We start from the raw sequence: 15,706 nt of genomic DNA on the forward strand, positions 1-15,706 counted from the left end.
CGTCAGCTGTCGAAGCCGAGCCCGAGCCGGTCCATGGTCCGCAGCCACAGGTTGCGCCGGCCGTCGTGCGTGTCCGCCCGTGCCAGCGACCACTTGGTGAGCGCGATGCCGGTCCAGGCGAACGGTTCGGGCGGGAAGGGCAGCGGCTTCCTGCGGACCATCTCCAGCGAGGTCAGCTCGGTGGGCTCGCCCGCCAGCAGGTCGAGCATCACCTCGGCGCCGAACCGGGTCGCGCCCACGCCGAGCCCGGTGTAGCCGGCCGCGTACGCCACCTTGCCGTGGTGGGCCGTGCCGAAGAAGGCCGAGAAGCGCGAGCAGGTGTCGATCGCGCCGCCCCACGCGTGCGTGAAGCGCAGCCCCTCCAGCTGGGGGAAGCAGGTGAAGAAGTGCTCGGCGAGTCTGGCGTACGTCTGCGGCCGGTCGTCGTACTCGGCGCGCACCCGGCCGCCGTAGGGGTAGATCGCGTCGTAGCCGCCCCACAGGACGCGGTTGTCGACGGAGAGGCGGAAGTAGTGGAACTGGTTGGCGCTGTCGCCGAGGCCCTGCCGGTTCCTCCAGCCGATCGCGTCGAGCTGTCCGGCGCTCAGCGGTTCGGTCATCAGCGCGTAGTCGTAGACGGGCACGGTGTAGGCGCGGACCCGTCTGACCAGGCTGGGAAAGACGTTCGTGCCGAGCGCGACCTGCCGCGCGCGGACCCGCCCGTACGGGGTGCGGACGGCCATCCCCGCGCCGTACGGCTTCAGCGTCAGCGCGGGGGTGTGCTCGTGGACGCGGACGCCGAGGCGCAGGCACGCCCGCTTCAGGCCCCACGCGAGCTTGGCCGGGTGGAGCATGGCCACGCCGCGGCGGTCGTACAGCCCCGCCCGGAAGGTGGGTGAGGCGACCTGCTCGCGCACGGCGTCGCCGTCGAGGAACTCGATGCCCCGGGCGAGGCCCCTGCTCTCGATCTCCTCGTACCACTCGCGCAGTTCGCGCGCCTGGTAGGGCTCGGTCGCCACGTCGATCTCGCCGGTGCGCTCGAAGTCGCAGTCGATGCCGTACCGGGCGACCGCCGCCTCGATCTCGTCGAGGTTGCGCGCGCCCAGTTCCTCGAGCCGGTGGATCTCGTCCGGCCAGCGGGTCAGCCCGTTGGCCAGGCCGTGGGTGAGGGAGGCCGCGCAGAAGCCCCCGTTGCGGCCCGAGGCGGCCCAGCCCACCTCGCGGCCCTCCAGCAGCACCACGTCCCGCTGCGGGTCGCGCTCCTTGGCGACGAGCGCGGTCCACAGTCCGCTGTACCCGCCGCCGACGACCAGCAGGTCGCAGGTCGTGGCGTCGGTGAGCGCGGGTTCGGGGCGGGGCCTGCCCGGATCCTCCAGCCAGTACGGGACCGGCCGCGCCTGCGCGAGCGAGGTCGTCCAGTGATGGTCTCTGCCACGGCTCATGGCGCTCGGGGCCATGATGTCAACTCCCTACGGCGGGCTCTCGGCGGACACGGAAGGCGGGATTCAGGCCTTCTGCTTCTTGCGGCGGTGGGTGACGGCCATGGAGGTCAGCACGAGCAGGACGGCGACGAGGAACATGGCCGTGCCGACGACGTTGATCTGGACGGGCGTTCCGCGCTGCGCCGAGCCCCAGACGAACATGGGGAAGGTGACGGTCGAGCCCGCGTTGAAGTTGGTGATGATGAAGTCGTCGAAGGAGAGCGCGAAGGCGAGCAGCGCGCCCGCGGCGATGCCCGGCGCGGCGATCGGCAGGGTGACCCGCAGGAAGGTCTGCAGCGGGCCGGCATACAGGTCCTGGGCCGCCTGTTCCAGCCTCGGGTCCATCGACATCACGCGCGCCTTGACGGCCGTCACGACGAAGCTGAGGCAGAACATGATGTGGGCGATGAGGATCGTCCAGAATCCCAGCCGCGCCCCCATGTTGAGGAACAGGGTGAGCAGCGAGGCCGCCATGACGACCTCGGGCATGGCCATGGGCAGGAAGATCAGCGAGTTCACGGCGCCGCGCGCGCGGAAGCGGTAGCGGACGAGCGCGAAGGCGATGGCCGTGCCGAGCGCGGTCGCGCCGAGGGTCGCCCAGAGCGCGATCTGGAGGCTGAGCGACAGCGATCCGCAGAGCCCGGAGACCCCGCAGGGGTCCTTCCAGGCGTCCGTGGAGAACTGCTGCCACGCGTAGTTGAAGCGTCCCTTCGGCTTGTTGAAGGAGAACACCGTGACGACGACGTTGGGCAGCAGCAGGTAGGCGAGCGTCAGAAGGCCCGCGATGACGACGAGATTCCTCTTGAACCAGTTGACGAAGGGCATCAGACCAGGTCCTCCGTCCCCGACCTGCGGATGTAGAAGGTGACCATGAGAAGGATCGCGGCCATGAGGAGGAACGACAGGGCCGCGGCCGTCGGGTAGTCCAGCACCCGCAGGAACTGCGTCTGGATGACGTTGCCGATCATGCGGGTGTCGGTGGAGCCGAGGAGTTCGGCGTTGACGTAGTCGCCGGACGCCGGGATGAAGGTCAGCAGCGTGCCGGAGACCACGCCCGGCATCGACAGCGGGAAGGTGACCTTGCGGAAGGTGGTGACGGGCCGGGCGTACAGGTCGCCGGCCGCCTCGTGCAGCCGTCCGTCGATGCGCTCCAGCGAGGTGTAGAGCGGCAGGATCATGAACGGCAGGAAGTTGTACGTCAGACCGCAGACCACGGCCAGCGGTGTGGCCAGCACCCGGTCCCCCGAGGTCCAGCCGAGCCAGCTCGTCACGTCGAGCACGTGCAGCGCGTCGAGGGCGCCGACGACGGGCCCGCCGTCCGAGAGGATCGTCTTCCAGGCGAGGGTGCGGATCAGGAAGCTGGTGAAGAACGGCGCGATCACCAAGACCATGATCAGGTTGCGCCAGCGGCCCGCGCGGAAGGCGATCAGGTAGGCCAGCGGATAGCCCAGCACCAGGCACATGACCGTGGCGGCGGCCGCGTACAGGACCGAGCGCAGGAACTGCGGCCAGTAGTCGCCGAGCGCGTCCCAGTAGGTCGCGAAGTGCCAGGTGACCTTGTAGCCCTCTTCGAGGGAGCCCGTCTGCACGGACGTGGAGGCCTGGTAGACCATCGGCAGCGCGAAGAAGACCAGCAGCCAGAGCATGCCGGGCAGCAGCAGCCAGTACGGCGTCAGGCGGCCGCGCCGGCGGGGCGGCTTCCTCCCCGGCTCGGCCGGGGAGAGCGGCGGTGGCGCCTCGGTGAGCGTCGCCATCACAGCGCCGCCTCTTCTTCGAGCCCTGCGTCGATGGCCTGGGCGGCGTCCAGGCCGAAGGTGTGGGCCGGGCTCCAGTGCAGGACGACCTCCGCGCCGGGGACCAGCCGGGGGTCGCGGTCGACGTTCTGGACGTAGACCTCCAGCTCGGGGCAGACGGCGCTGTCGACGACGTACTGCGTGGAGACGCCGATGAACGAGCCGGCGGCGATCGTGCCGGTGACGCGGTTGCGGCCCTCCGGGACGCCGCCCGCGTCGTCGGCGTGGGTGAGGGAGATCTTCTCGGGGCGGACGCCGACCAGCACCTTGCCGCCGGTGGTGGCCGGCGCGGCGCAGCGGGCCGCGGGCAGCACGAGCTTGCCGCCGCCGGCCCTCAGCACGATGTCCTCGCCGCCGGCCGAGTCGACCTCGGCCTCGATGAGGTTGGAGGTGCCGAGGAAGTTCGCGACGAACGTGCTGCGCGGGTTCTCGTACAGGTCGGCGGGCGAGCCGAGCTGCTCGACGCGGCCCGCGTTCATCACGGCGACCGTGTCGGCCATGGTCATGGCCTCCTCCTGGTCGTGCGTGACGTGCACGAAGGTGATGCCGACCTCGGTCTGGATGCGCTTGAGCTCCAGCTGCATCTGGCGGCGCAGCTTTAGGTCGAGGGCGCCGAGGGGCTCGTCGAGGAGGAGCACCCGGGGGTGGTTGATGAGGGCGCGGGCCACGGCGACGCGCTGCTGCTGGCCGCCGGAGAGCTGATGCGGTTTCTTGCGGGCCTGCTCGCCGAGCTGGACCAGTTCCAGCATCTCCTCGACCTGCTTCCTGACGCCCTTGACGCCGCGCCGGCGCAGACCGAAGGCGACGTTCTCGAAGATGTCGAGGTGGGGGAAGAGGGCGTAGGACTGGAAGACGGTGTTCACGGGCCGCTTGTAGGGCGGGAGGGCCGTGACGTCCTGGTCGCCGAGGTGGACGGTCCCGGCGGTGGGCTCCTCCAGGCCGGCGATCATGCGCAGGGTGGTGGTCTTGCCGCAGCCGGAGGCGCCGAGCAGGGCGAAGAAGGAGCCCTGGGGGACGGTCAGGTCGAGCGGGTGGACGGCGGTGAAGGAGCCGTAGGTCTTGCTGATGCCGGTGAGGCGGACGTCGCCGCCGGTGCTGGTCGTCGTCTTCATCTCGTCACGCCCCGGTGAGCTTCGCGAACTGCGCTTCATAAGCTGTCTCTTCCTTCGCGCTCAGCGAGCGGAAGGCGTGCGACCTGGCCTGCGTGGCCTTGTCGGGAAGGATCAGCGGGTTGTTCGCCGCGTCCTCGTCGATCTTCGCCAGTTCGTCCTTCACGCCGTCGACGGGACAGACGTAGTTGATGTAGGCGGCGAGTTCGGCGGCCGGCCCCGGCTCGTAGTAGTAGTCGATGAGCCGCTCGGCGTTCGTCTTGTGACGCGCCTTGTTGGGGACCAGCATGTTGTCGCTGGAGGTGATGTAGCCGCTGTCCGGGATCAGGAAGTCGACGTCCGGGCTGTCGGCCTTGAGCTGGACGACGTCACCGGCCCAGGCGATGCAGGCGGCGAAGTCGCCGCTGGTGATGTCCGAGGTGTAGTCGTTGCCGGTGAAGCGGCGTATCTGGCCGCTGTCGACGCCCTTCTGGAGCCGGGCGACGGCCGCCGCGTAGTCGTCGTCGGTGAACTTCCCCGGGTCCTTGCCCATGTCCAGCAGGGTCATGCCGATGCTGTCGCGCATCTCGGTGAGGAACCCGACGCGGCCTTTGAGCCTGGGGTTGTCGAGGAGGTCGGAGACGGACTTCACCTCGATGCCGTCGAGCGCCTTCTTGTTGTAGGCGATGACCGTGGAGATGCCCTGCCAGGGGTAGGAGTAGGCCCGTCCGGGATCCCAGTCGGGGGTGCGGAACTGGCCGGACAGGTTGGCGTAGGCGTGTGGCAGGTGGGACGGGTCCAGTTTCTGGACCCAGCCGAGGCGGATGAGGCGGGCGGCCAGCCAGTCGGTGAGGACGAGGATGTCGCGGCCGGTGTCCTGGCCCGCGGCGAGCTGCGGCTTGATCTTGCCGAAGAACTCGTTGTTGTCGTTGATGTCCTCGGTGTACTCGACCTTGATCCCGGTCCGCTTCGTGAACGCGTCGAGCGTCGGGTGGTTCTTGCCCGCCTCGTCGACGTCCATGTACTCGGTCCAGTTGGAGAAGCGGACGGTCTTCTCCCGCGCCGAGTGGTCCTCCGCGGACGTGCCGCCCTCGGTCTTGCCGGCCGCGGGGATCCCGCAGGCGCTCAGCGCCCCGAGACCGCCCAGGGCCAGGGCGCCGCCCGCCGAGGCGCGCAGCAGCGACCGGCGGGTCATGGCCGCCCTGCCGTTGCGGAGACTGCGCCGCAGGGCGGCCGCCTGGGGCGGGGTCAGGCGGTCTGGCTCGTACTGCTGCTCCATGCGCGTGGTGCCCTTTCGGGAGGATGCGGCCCGGTCGGCGGCCGCGTTCGTGACTGTGTGACTACCGGTCCCCGAAGACGGTGCGGTGCCAGTCCTTGCGGACCACCGCGGTGTTGTCGAACATGACGTGCTTGATCTGGGTGTACTCCTCGAACGAGTACAGGGACATGTCCTTGCCGAAGCCGGACGCCTTGTGTCCGCCGTGCGGCATCTCGCTGATGATCGGGATGTGGTCGTTGACCCACACGCACCCGGCCTTGATCTCGCGCGTCGCCCGGTTCGCCCGGTAGACGTCCCGGCTCCACGCCGAGGCGGCCAGTCCGTACGGCGTGTCGTTGGCGAGCGCGATCCCTTCGTCGTCGCTGTCGAAGGGGAGGACCACGAGGACCGGCCCGAAGACCTCGGACTGGACGATCTCGCTGTCCTGTGCGGCGTCCGCGATCAGGGTGGGGAGATAGTACGCGCCGTTCTCGAGATCTCCCCGAGGGGCCCCGCCGCCGGTCACCACGCGCGCGTGGGCACGCGCCCGGTCGACGAGGGCGGCGACCCGGTCGCGCTGGACGTGCGAGACCAGCGGCCCGAGGTCGGTGCCCGGGGCGAAGGGGTCGCCGAGCCGGACGGTCTCCATCAGGGCGGCCGTCCGCTCGACGAACGCCTCGTAGAGCGGGCGTTGCACGTACGCGCGCGTGGCGGCCGTGCAGTCCTGTCCGGTGTTGATGAGCGAGCCGGCGACCGCGCCCTGCACGGCGGCGTCCAGGTCGGCGTCGTCGAAGACGACGAAGGGCGCCTTGCCGCCCAGCTCCAGGTGCAGCCGCTTCACGGTGGCGGTGGCGATCTCCGCGACCCGCCTGCCGACGGCGGTGGACCCCGTGAAGGACGTCATGGCCACGTCGGGGTGGCCGACGAGGCGCTCGCCGGCCTCCCGCCCGGTCCCGGTGACGATGTTGACCACCCCGTCGGGGATGCCCGCCGCGGTCGCCGCCTGCGCGAAGAGGAGGGAGGTGAGCGGGGTGAGTTCGGCGGGCTTGAGCACGATCGTGTTGCCCGCGGCGATCGCCGGGAGGATCTTCCAGGCGGCCATCTGGAGGGGGTAGTTCCAGGGGGCGACGGAGCCGACGACCCCGACGGGTTCGCGCCGTACGTAGGAGGTGTGGTCGCCGGAGTACTCGCCGGCCGACTGGCCCTGCAGGTGCCGGGCGGCCCCCGCGAAGAAGGCGGTGTTGTCGACGGTGCCGGGGACGTCGAACTCGCGGGTCAGCTTCAGCGGCTTGCCGCACTGGAGGGACTCGGCGCGGGCGAGGTCCTCGGCCTGTTCGGCGAGGACGGCGGCGAAGCGGTGCAGGGCGTCGGAGCGCTCGCCCGGGGTGGCGCCCGCCCAGGCCGGGAAGGCGGCCCGGGCCGCGGCCACGGCCGCGTCGACGTCGTCCGTCCCGGCGAGCTCGTGGGTGAGGACCTCTTCCCCAGTGGCCGGGTCGGTCACGGCGTGCGTGCGGCCGGACGTGCCCGGGCGGAGGCGGCCCGCGATGTACTGGGTGCCGTCCGCGAAACGTTCCCGCGCGGGAAACCGGCCGAGTGGGTCCGGGGTGGTGCTTCCCGGGTTCTGCATGTCGCTCTCCTCCGCCTTCGCCCCGATGTCCACGGGGGCGGGTGACGTAGCTCCAGCCTGATTTGAGTGCCGATCCTGACAGAGCAATAGGTCGCCAACAAGTGATTCCGTTGTTGCCTTTTGGTTACGCGACGGAATCTGTCGACCAGGTGTCGAGTCGGACCGGAAAAGGAGAGACGCACTGTCCGTGGCGCGTGCCACAGTGGAACGCATGGCGAAGATCGATTCCCGGGAAGCCCTGATCAGGGAGGTCCGGACGGGGGCGAGAATCAAGTATCTGCACTTCTGGGGCCACCGTGCGCGGTCCGACGGAGAGGTGGGCCCGAGCTGCCTGAGCCAGTGGTGGCCGTCCCCGTTCACCGTGGCCGGCGTGGAGTACCGCACGGCCGAGCACTGGATGATGGCCGGCAAGGCCCGCCTGTTCGGCGACGCGGAGGCGGAGCGGCGGGCGCTGGCCGCCGGCCATCCCTCCGAGGCGAAGAAGGCGGGGCGGCTGGTGCGCGGCTTCGACGAGGCGGTCTGGGAGCGGGAACGGTTCCGGATCGTGGTCGAGGGCAGCGTCCACAAGTTCGGCGCGGACCCGAGGATGCGGGGGTACCTGCTGGGCACGGGCGAGCGGGTGCTGGTGGAGGCGAGCCCCGTGGACCGCGTCTGGGGCATCGGCCTCGCCGCGGACGACGAGGCCGCGACGGCCCCGGAGCGCTGGAGGGGCCTCAACCTGCTGGGCTTCGCACTGATGGAGGCGAGACTGCGGCTGCGGGGGGCGTGAACGGGAGGGCCGTCCCCATGGCTGCTACAGCTACGGCTACGGCTACGGCTACGGCGCCACGATGAGCAGTACAGCCAGGCCCACCCCGAGGGCCAGCCCGACGGCCCCGCAGATGATGCCGGCCAGGGCCTGTCCCGGGTTCGTGGCCTCGCCCCGGTCGGCCTTGCTCCTGCCGATCAGCCCGAAGATCAGGGCGAGGACGCCCACGACGATCGCGACCGGCCAGAGGCAGAAGCCCACGGCGGCGACGATGCCGAGGACCATCGCCGTGATCCCCATGCCGTTGCTCGGGGCCGGCGGCATGCCGGGCCACCCGTAGTGGCCCGGGGCGCCGCCGTAGGTCGGGGCGGCGCCGTGACTCGGGGTGGCGCCGTAGCCGTGCGGGCCCGGGTGACCGTAGCCGCCGGGGTAGCCGTACGGCACCTGTCCGGGCCCGTCGGGGGATATCGGCGGCGGTGGCACCGCCCCGTCGGCGGGCGGGGCGAAGGGGCCGGGAGACGCCACGGGCGACGCGGTACCGGGGCGGGGCGGCGGGAAGGAAGCGAACGGGGCGTCGCCCCCGGAGGTGCCGACGGGGGGAGTCGGCGTCACGCCGGGCAGCGAGGTCACCGTCCGCTGGTCGTGGACGGAGGGCGGCACGAGGTCCCGCGGCAGGGGGACCTCGCCGGCGGCGATGGTGACGCCGGAGCCGTGGTCCGCGGCCGGGGCGGGGGCGGGCCAGGGGTCGGGGTCGGCGGACGCGCTCCCGCCGTCCGGCTCGTCCAGGGGGACGTGGGCGTACTGCGGCCCCTCGGTGCCCTCGGGCACGGAGCCGGGCGCTGCCCATGGGTCGTGGGACGGATCGCCGGCCGGACCACCCGGTACGTCGTCGGACATGCGCGGGACCCCCTCTGTCGTGCGTCCCGCAATGCTAGGGCCTGTCCGGCGCACGCCGGCGGGCGGCCGGAGGCGAGGCGGGCGGGCGGAGATGAGGCGGGTGGAGGCGGGGCGGACGGGTGGAGGCCGGGCAGGTCGGACGGAGGAGAGATGGGCGGGTGGTCGGAGGCGGTGCGGGCGAAGGCGGGGCAAGTGACCGGAGACGCGCAGAGGCCGGAGACGCGCAGAGGCCGGACAGGTGGGCCGGAGGCGAGGCGGGCAGCCGAAGGCCGGACGGGCAGGCGGAGGCGGGGCGGGGAAACGGCCGGACCGGCCGCGCGGTCCGGAACCGGACGCCACGCGGGGCCGGACGCCACGCGGGGCGGACGCCCTTGGACCCGACGCCTCGGCGCCCCGACACCCCTCGCCCTTGGACCCGGCGCCCCGACACCCCTCGCCCTTGGACCCGGCGCCCCGACGCCCCTGCGTCCGACGGCACGGTGCCCCACGCCCGGCTCCGCAGGAGGCCGGCAGCACAGCCACAGCCACAGCCACAGCCACAGCCACCGTCTCCCGGACCGTCCGGGCCCTGGTTCCGCCCCCCGCCCGTCGAGGCCCTGGTTCCTCCCCCGGCCCGTCCGCCTACGATGATGCCGTCCCACCGATCAGCCGATCATCCGCACCCTCGCCGGCCCGCGCGGCCCGGGGTGCCGTCCCGGGGAGGACCCCTTGAGCCTGAACGCCTTCATCGCCGGCCTGCCCAAGGCCGAACTGCACGTCCATCACGTCGGATCGGCCTCCCCGCGGATCGTCTCCGAACTCGCCGCCCGCCACCCCGACTCCAAGGTCCCCACCGACCCGGAGGCGCTGGTCGACTACTTCACGTTCACCGACTTCGCGCACTTCATCGACGTCTACCTCTCGGTCGTCGACCTGATCCGCACCCCGGAGGACGTCCGGCTGCTGACGTACGAGGTGGCCCGCGACCTGGCCCGCCAGCAGGTGCGCTACGCCGAGCTGACCATCACCCCCTTCTCCTCCACCCGCCGCGGCATCGACGAGCGCGCCTTCATGGACGCGATCGAGGACGCCCGCAAGGCTGCCGAGTCGGAGTTCGGCACGATCCTGCGCTGGTGCTTCGACATCCCCGGCGAGGCCGGTCTGGAGTCTGCCGAGGAGACGACGCGACTGGCCACCGACGACCGGCTGCGCCCCGAGGGGCTGGTCTCCTTCGGCCTGGGCGGGCCCGAGATCGGCGTACCGCGCCCGCAGTTCAAGCCCTACTTCGACCGGGCGATCGCGGCCGGGCTGCGGTCCGTGCCGCACGCGGGGGAGACCACCGGTCCGGAGACGGTGTGGGACGCCCTGACCCATCTGCGCGCCGAACGCATCGGGCACGGCACCAGTTCCGCGCGCGACGAGAAGCTCCTCGCCCACCTCGCCGAGCACCGTGTCGCGCTCGAGGTGTGCCCGACGTCCAACATCGCCACCCGCGCGGTCCGCACCCTCGACGAGCACCCGCTGCGCGACTTCGTCGCGACGGGCGTGCTGGTGACGATCAACTCCGACGACCCGCCCATGTTCGGCACCGACCTGAACAACGAGTACGGCGTCGCCGCCCGCCTCCTCGACCTGGACGAGCGCGGACTGGCCGACCTGGCGAGGAACGCCGTCGAGGCGTCCTTCCTCGACGGGCCCGGCAAGGCGAGGATCACCGCCGAGATCGACCGGTACACCACGGAGTGGCTCGCCCCCTGACGGTCGTCCCGCGCTCCGGCCGCCACCACAATGGGCCCATGCAGACCGTGACCGCCGTGGCCCACCGCGGCGACCCCTACCGCGTCCGTGAGAACACCCTCGACTCGCTGCGTTCCGCGCTCGACCGGGGCGCGGACGCCGTCGAGATCGACGTGCGGCTCACCCGGGACGGTGTGCCCGTGCTGCTGCACGACGAGACGCTGAAGCGGCTGTGGGAGCAGGACCGGCCGCTGCTGTCGCTGTCGGCGGCCGAGGTGCGCGGGCTGACGGGGGGCGGGGTGCCGACGCTCGCGGAGGCGCTGGCGGCGACCGGGGGCAGCCGGGTGATGATCGACCTGCCGGGCACCCGGGAGGTGCGGACGGCGCGCCGGGTGGTGGACGCCGTCCGTGAGGCCGGGGCGGCGGAGCGCGTCTACTACTGCGCCGGCGCCGGCGCGATGCTCGCCGTCCGGGCCGCCGACCCGTCCGCCGAGATCGCGCTGACCTGCACGAGCCTGGCCCCGCCGCGGCCCGCGCTGCTGGCGGCGGTCGGGCCCCGCTGGCTCAACTACCGCTTCTCCCTGGTCGACCGCGACCTGGCCGACCGGGTCCACCGGGACGGCCGGCTGCTGTCCGTGTGGACCCCGGACACCCGCCGCTCCATGCGCCGGCTCATCGGTCTCGGCGTCGACTCGATCACCACCAACCGCGTCGACGTCCTGCGGGCCCTCCGCGACGGGAGCCGACCGGCGGCCGACCGGCGCGGCTGACCGGCGGCGGGAGCGGACCGGCCGGGAGCGGACCGGCCGGGAGCCCTTAGGGGGCGGTCCCCGACGACACCCCTGTCACATCAGCCACTTGCTCCGGGACAGTCCGGGGTCGGACACCCTCCCGGGTGACGATCCGGCCGTCGCCGGGAGACCGCAGGATGAGCACGCATCCGACGCCGATCCCCCAGGAGCCTCCCGCATGCGCACTCGCCGCCGTACCGTCGCCCTGGCCGCCTCCCTGGTGCTCGCCCTCGGGGCGGGCCCGCTGGTGGTCCCCGCCGTCGCCGCGTCCCCTCCGGCCGCGTCCGCCCCGGCCGATCCGCGCCCCGGCGGCCTCGACACGCGGGCCCTGCGCGAGGCGGTCGCCGGGCTGCCGAACGGGGACGCGACGGCGGCCCTGGTCCGGGTGGGCGGCACCGACGGCACCTGGCGGGGCAGCGCCGGCGTGCACGACCTGGCGAGTGGCCACCGAGCCGACCCGCACGCCCGTTTCCGGGCCGGGTCGGTGACGAAGGTGGTGACCGCGGCGGCCGTGCTGAAGCTCGCGGCACGCGGTGGGGTCGACCTGGACCGGCCCGTCCAGCGCTATCTGCCCGGTCTCCTCGGCAGGGACTTCCGGCCGGTCACCGTACGGCAGTTGCTGAACCACACCAGCGGCATCCCGGCCGGCGACGGTCTCGGCGACACCTTCGCCGAGCTGTACGCCCACCGCTTCGACACGCTCGCACCGCGGGCGGTCGTGGCGTCGGCGGCGGCGAAGGGACCGGAGTTCGATCCCGGCTCGAAGCAGCATTACCTCAACATCAACTACACGATCCTCGGCCTGCTGATCGAGAAGGTGACCGGGCGGTCGTACGCCTCCGCGGCCACCGGACTGGTGCTGGCACCCGCCGGGATGCGTGACACGTACTTCCCCGGCACCGACCCGCGCATCGCCGGTCCGCACCACCACGGCTACCAGACCGTCAGGAGGGCCGACGGGACGACCGGGTTCGTCGACGTCACCGAGTGGAACCAGGCGGACCGGTTCGCGGCCGGGGACATGATCTCCACGACCGCGGACCTGGAGCGCCTGCTGACCTCCCTGTTCGGGGGGCGGATCGTGCCGCGGCCCCAACTGCGCGAGATGTTCACGCTCCCGGCGCACATCGAGGGGGCCACCTACAGCGCCGGGCTCCAGCGGTTCGAGTACGGCGGCCGGGTCTACTGGCTCAAGACGGGCGGCCGGTACGGATACCACACGGTGGTCGCCGGGACCCGGGACCTGAGCCGGACCCTCGTCCAGTCGGTCAACGCGACGGACGCGAAGGGCGAGGGGATGAACCCGGTGGCCGAGCGCATCGCCCTCGCCGCGCTCAAGTAGCGGCCACGGGCCGGCCGTCGGGGGCGGTGAGCGCCTCCAGTCGCTTGATCTTCCGCCGCACGACGTACAGCGGGATCACGCCGAGGACGCCGAACGACATGTCCAGCACGCTCCACCACGGGGGGATGCCGCGGATCGGCCCGCAGACCAGGGCCAGCGGGATGATCCCGGCGCAGGCGATCATCGCGAACTCGACGACCCAGACGTTGCGGACCGGGTCCCGGTAGGGGCCGTAGAAGGCGACCGCGATGACGAGGTGCGCGAAGGCCAGCCAGTCGGTGCCGTAGAGGACGAAGGGGTACTCGGCGTCGACGACGTCGAGCCCCTGCCGCACCCGCACGATCCAGTCCATGAGGGCGGGGAGGTGTTCCGGCACGGACAGGGACCGCAGCAGGTCCTCGGTCCAGTGCAGTTCGTGCACCAGGGGGAAGGCCGTGGCGCCGCTGAGCACCAGGCAGACGACGAAGATGACAAGCCAGACTCGGATGCCCCGGAGCAGGGCGGCTCTGTCGCTCATGCGGGCAGCGTACGCCCACGAGTTGAACGTGTTCAAAACGGGGCCGGCATGCGTGACGCCACCCGAGCCGCCGACTTTCCCTATACCCGGAGGGGGTATAGAGTGCCGTCATGGATACCCCCCATGGGTATCCATGACGGACGGACGAAGAGAGACGAGTCGGGAGCCCGGTATGAACCCCCTGCAGAAGATCGGCGCGTTCACGGCGGCGCTGGCCGCGGCCTTCGGCACCGCCTACGGGGTCGGCACCGTGCTCGGCCCGGCCGACCCGCCGACGGCGGCCGTCGGGCACACCGAGGGCCACAGCCCGGAGCCGGCCGCGGAGCCCCCGGCCGGGGAGCTCCTCCCCGCCGGTCTCCAAGTCTCCCAGGGCGGCTACTCCCTGGACCTGGAGACCACCGCCGTGCCGGCGGGGAGGAGCGGCCTGCGCCTCGTCGTCCGGGACGCCGACGGCGAGCCCGTCACCCGCTACGAGAGCGCGCACGGCAAGCAGCTGCACCTGATCGTCGCCTCGCGCGAGCTGACGACGTACCGCCACCTGCATCCCGTCCGGGCCGCCGACGGCACCTGGAGCACACCGGTGGACCTGCCCGCCGCGGGCGGCTACCGCGTCTTCGCGGACTTCGTGCCGGCCGGCGGGGACGAGGGCCTCACCCTCGGCTCCGACCTGACGGTCACCGGCCCGTACCGGGCGAGCCGGGCGCCCGCGCCCGCGGCGACCGTCACCGTCGACGGCTACACCGTCGCCCTGGAGGGCAGGCTCGCCGCGGGCGGCGAGAGCGACCTGGCCTTCACCGTCCGCCGGGACGGACGGCCGGTCACCGACCTGGAGCCCTACCTCGGCGCCTACGGCCACCTGGTCGCCCTGCGCTCCGGCGACCTGGCCTACCTGCACGTCCACCCGCACGAGGAGGCCGAGGGCGGGGAGAGGTCCGGACCCGAGGTGTCGTTCGCGGCCACCGCGCCCAGCGCCGGCACCTACCGGCTGTTCCTCGACTTCAAGGTCGACGGGACGGTCCGCACCGCGGCGTTCACGGTACGGACGGGCGACGCGCCGGCACCCGCGACCGACTCCGGCTCCGGCTCCCACGAGGAGACCCCGCACGGCCACTGAGCCCGCCCGCCGCCAGGGCCCCCGACGTCGACGGGCGCGGATGTGCGACCCTTTCGTGCGTGTTCGGTTTGCGACGTCTTCAGACACTGGACCGGGTGGCGATCGGCCTCCTGGCGACCGGACTGGCCTGCGTGGCCACGGGTCTGCTCCCCACCGGCCCGGCCTCGGACGCGATGACCCGTGTCGCCCCGCTGGTGGCGTTCCTCGGCACGGTGGTCGTGCTCGCCGAGCTGACCAGCCGCGCCGAGGTCTTCGACGTGGTCGCGGCCCGGATCGCCCGTGCCGGCCGGGGCCGGTACCCGCTCCTCTTCCTGCTCTGCGTGGCGTTCGCCTCGGTCACCACCGTCGCCCTGAACCTCGACACCACGGCGGTCCTCCTCACCCCGGTGATGCTGGCGATGGCCGCCCGCGTCGGCATCGCGGCCGTCCCCCTGGCGATGACCACGGTCTGGCTCGCCAACACGGCGAGCCTGCTGCTGCCCGTCTCCAACCTGACGAACCTGCTGGCCGCGGACCGGGTCGCGCTGTCCCCGCTGGGGCTGGCGGGCCGCATGTGGGCCCCGCAGCTCGCGGCGATCGCGGTGACGGCGGCCTGCCTGTGGGGGTTCTACTGGCGGCGGGGACGACGGGGCGCGCCGGTACCCGGCGAGAGGGTCCCGGGTACGGGCCCGGGCGCGGCGCTCGCGGCGGACGTACGGCCCGAGGACCGTCCGGACGCGCGGGGCGCGGACCGTTATGTCCCGCCCGGTCCGCACCGGCCTGCCGACCCTGTGCTGTTCCGCGCCTGTGCGCTGGCCTGCGGCGGGTTCCTGCTGGCGATCCTGGTCGCGGACGTGGAGCTGTGGCTGGCCTCGGCGACGGCCGCCGCGGTCGTCGTCGCGGCGTTCGCGGTGCGCGACCGGGCCGCGCTGCGGCTCTCCCTGATCCCGTGGCGGCTGCTGGTCATGGTCCCCGGCATGTTCCTGGTCGTGGAGACCGTCAATGCCCACGGCCTGCACACCCTGCTGGCCTCCGCGGTCGGCGACGACGGCGGCCTCGCGGGCATGTTCCGCGCGGCGGCGGTCGGCGCGGGCATGTCCAACGCCCTCAACAACCTCCCCGTCTACCTGGCGGGAGAGGCGGCCGTCCCCCTGGCCAACCACGACCAGTTGCTGGCCCTGCTGATCGGCACCAACGCCGGCCCGCTGATCACCCCGTGGGCCTCCCTGGCCACCCTGCTCTGGTACGAACGCTGCCACGCCCACGGCGTACGGGTGCCGCCGGCCCGCCTGATGGGAACGGGTGCGGTCCTCACGGTGGCGGCGGTGACGGCGTCGGTCGCGGCGCTGGCGCTCACCCGGTGAGAAGCACCGGGC

14 protein-coding genes are annotated in these 15,706 nt (G+C 72.5%); 6 read left to right on the top strand and 8 right to left on the bottom strand.

What is annotated here, in order from left to right; genetic code table 11:
- Nucleotides 1-2 precede the first annotated feature (2 nt).
- From ACZ5FU_RS00335 to ACZ5FU_RS00360, 6 genes are all read right to left on the bottom strand, one after another.
- Nucleotides 3-1,436, bottom strand: coding sequence for an NAD(P)/FAD-dependent oxidoreductase (locus ACZ5FU_RS00335; protein WP_469044018.1), 1,434 nt, complete (start codon nt 1,434-1,436; stop codon nt 3-5).
- 48 nt (nt 1,437-1,484) lie between these two features.
- The gene (locus tag ACZ5FU_RS00340; RefSeq protein WP_451526335.1) at nt 1,485-2,285 is read right to left on the bottom strand and encodes an ABC transporter permease; all 801 of its coding nucleotides are present in this window, start codon (nt 2,283-2,285) and stop codon (nt 1,485-1,487) included.
- Complete coding sequence (locus ACZ5FU_RS00345) at nt 2,285-3,214, bottom strand: ABC transporter permease (protein ID WP_451526334.1); 930 nt, start codon at nt 3,212-3,214, stop codon at nt 2,285-2,287. The genes ACZ5FU_RS00340 and ACZ5FU_RS00345 overlap by 1 nt, the downstream gene beginning before the upstream one ends.
- Nucleotides 3,214-4,365: an ABC transporter ATP-binding protein gene (locus tag ACZ5FU_RS00350; RefSeq protein ID WP_469044640.1), complete on the bottom strand. Its 1,152-nt coding sequence runs from the start codon at nt 4,363-4,365 to the stop codon at nt 3,214-3,216. The genes ACZ5FU_RS00345 and ACZ5FU_RS00350 overlap by 1 nt, the downstream gene beginning before the upstream one ends.
- Nucleotides 4,366-4,369: 4 nt before the next feature.
- Nucleotides 4,370-5,620, bottom strand: a complete 1,251-nt coding sequence (locus ACZ5FU_RS00355) for an ABC transporter substrate-binding protein (RefSeq protein ID WP_451526333.1) — start codon at nt 5,618-5,620, stop codon at nt 4,370-4,372.
- A gap of 61 nt (nt 5,621-5,681) precedes the next feature.
- A complete protein-coding gene (locus ACZ5FU_RS00360) occupies nt 5,682-7,226 on the bottom strand; it encodes a gamma-aminobutyraldehyde dehydrogenase (RefSeq protein WP_468644947.1) in 1,545 nt (514 codons plus the stop codon).
- A 211-nt stretch (nt 7,227-7,437) separates the two neighbouring features.
- On the opposite strand from ACZ5FU_RS00360, the gene ACZ5FU_RS00365 reads away from it, so the two are divergent.
- Nucleotides 7,438-7,995 (top strand): NADAR family protein, encoded by a 558-nt coding sequence (locus tag ACZ5FU_RS00365; protein WP_469044020.1) that lies wholly within the window; start codon nt 7,438-7,440, stop codon nt 7,993-7,995.
- 48 nt (nt 7,996-8,043) lie between these two features.
- On the opposite strand, the gene ACZ5FU_RS00370 is transcribed toward ACZ5FU_RS00365, so the two are convergent.
- Complete coding sequence (locus ACZ5FU_RS00370; protein ID WP_451526330.1) at nt 8,044-8,871, bottom strand: DUF4190 domain-containing protein; 828 nt, start codon at nt 8,869-8,871, stop codon at nt 8,044-8,046.
- A 654-nt stretch (nt 8,872-9,525) separates the two neighbouring features.
- On the opposite strand from ACZ5FU_RS00370, the gene ACZ5FU_RS00375 reads away from it, so the two are divergent.
- From ACZ5FU_RS00375 to ACZ5FU_RS00385, 3 genes are all read left to right on the top strand, one after another.
- Nucleotides 9,526-10,608, top strand: a complete 1,083-nt coding sequence (locus ACZ5FU_RS00375) for an adenosine deaminase (protein ID WP_468645027.1) — start codon at nt 9,526-9,528, stop codon at nt 10,606-10,608.
- 38 nt (nt 10,609-10,646) lie between these two features.
- Nucleotides 10,647-11,357, top strand: coding sequence for a glycerophosphodiester phosphodiesterase (locus tag ACZ5FU_RS00380; RefSeq protein WP_451526329.1), 711 nt, complete (start codon nt 10,647-10,649; stop codon nt 11,355-11,357).
- A 199-nt stretch (nt 11,358-11,556) separates the two neighbouring features.
- Entirely contained in the window at nt 11,557-12,720 is a 1,164-nt protein-coding gene (locus ACZ5FU_RS00385; protein ID WP_468644951.1) for a serine hydrolase domain-containing protein, read from the top strand.
- Here the strand turns inward: ACZ5FU_RS00385 and ACZ5FU_RS00390 are convergent.
- Nucleotides 12,713-13,237 carry a hypothetical protein gene (locus ACZ5FU_RS00390; protein ID WP_451777310.1) on the bottom strand — a complete coding sequence of 175 codons (525 nt, stop codon included), beginning with the start codon at nt 13,235-13,237 and terminating at the stop codon, nt 12,713-12,715. The genes ACZ5FU_RS00385 and ACZ5FU_RS00390 overlap by 8 nt on opposite strands.
- Before the next feature lie 172 nt (nt 13,238-13,409).
- Here ACZ5FU_RS00390 and ACZ5FU_RS00395 point away from each other — a divergent pair, with 172 nt between their 5' ends.
- Nucleotides 13,410-14,351, top strand: a complete 942-nt coding sequence (locus ACZ5FU_RS00395; RefSeq protein WP_469044023.1) for a hypothetical protein — start codon at nt 13,410-13,412, stop codon at nt 14,349-14,351.
- Between the two features lie 86 nt (nt 14,352-14,437).
- Nucleotides 14,438-15,694, top strand: a complete 1,257-nt coding sequence (locus ACZ5FU_RS00400; protein WP_451526365.1) for an SLC13 family permease — start codon at nt 14,438-14,440, stop codon at nt 15,692-15,694.
- Nucleotides 15,695-15,706 lie beyond the last annotated feature (12 nt).

The sequence above is a fragment of the Streptomyces sp. NPDC031554 genome (genome assembly GCF_055580685.1).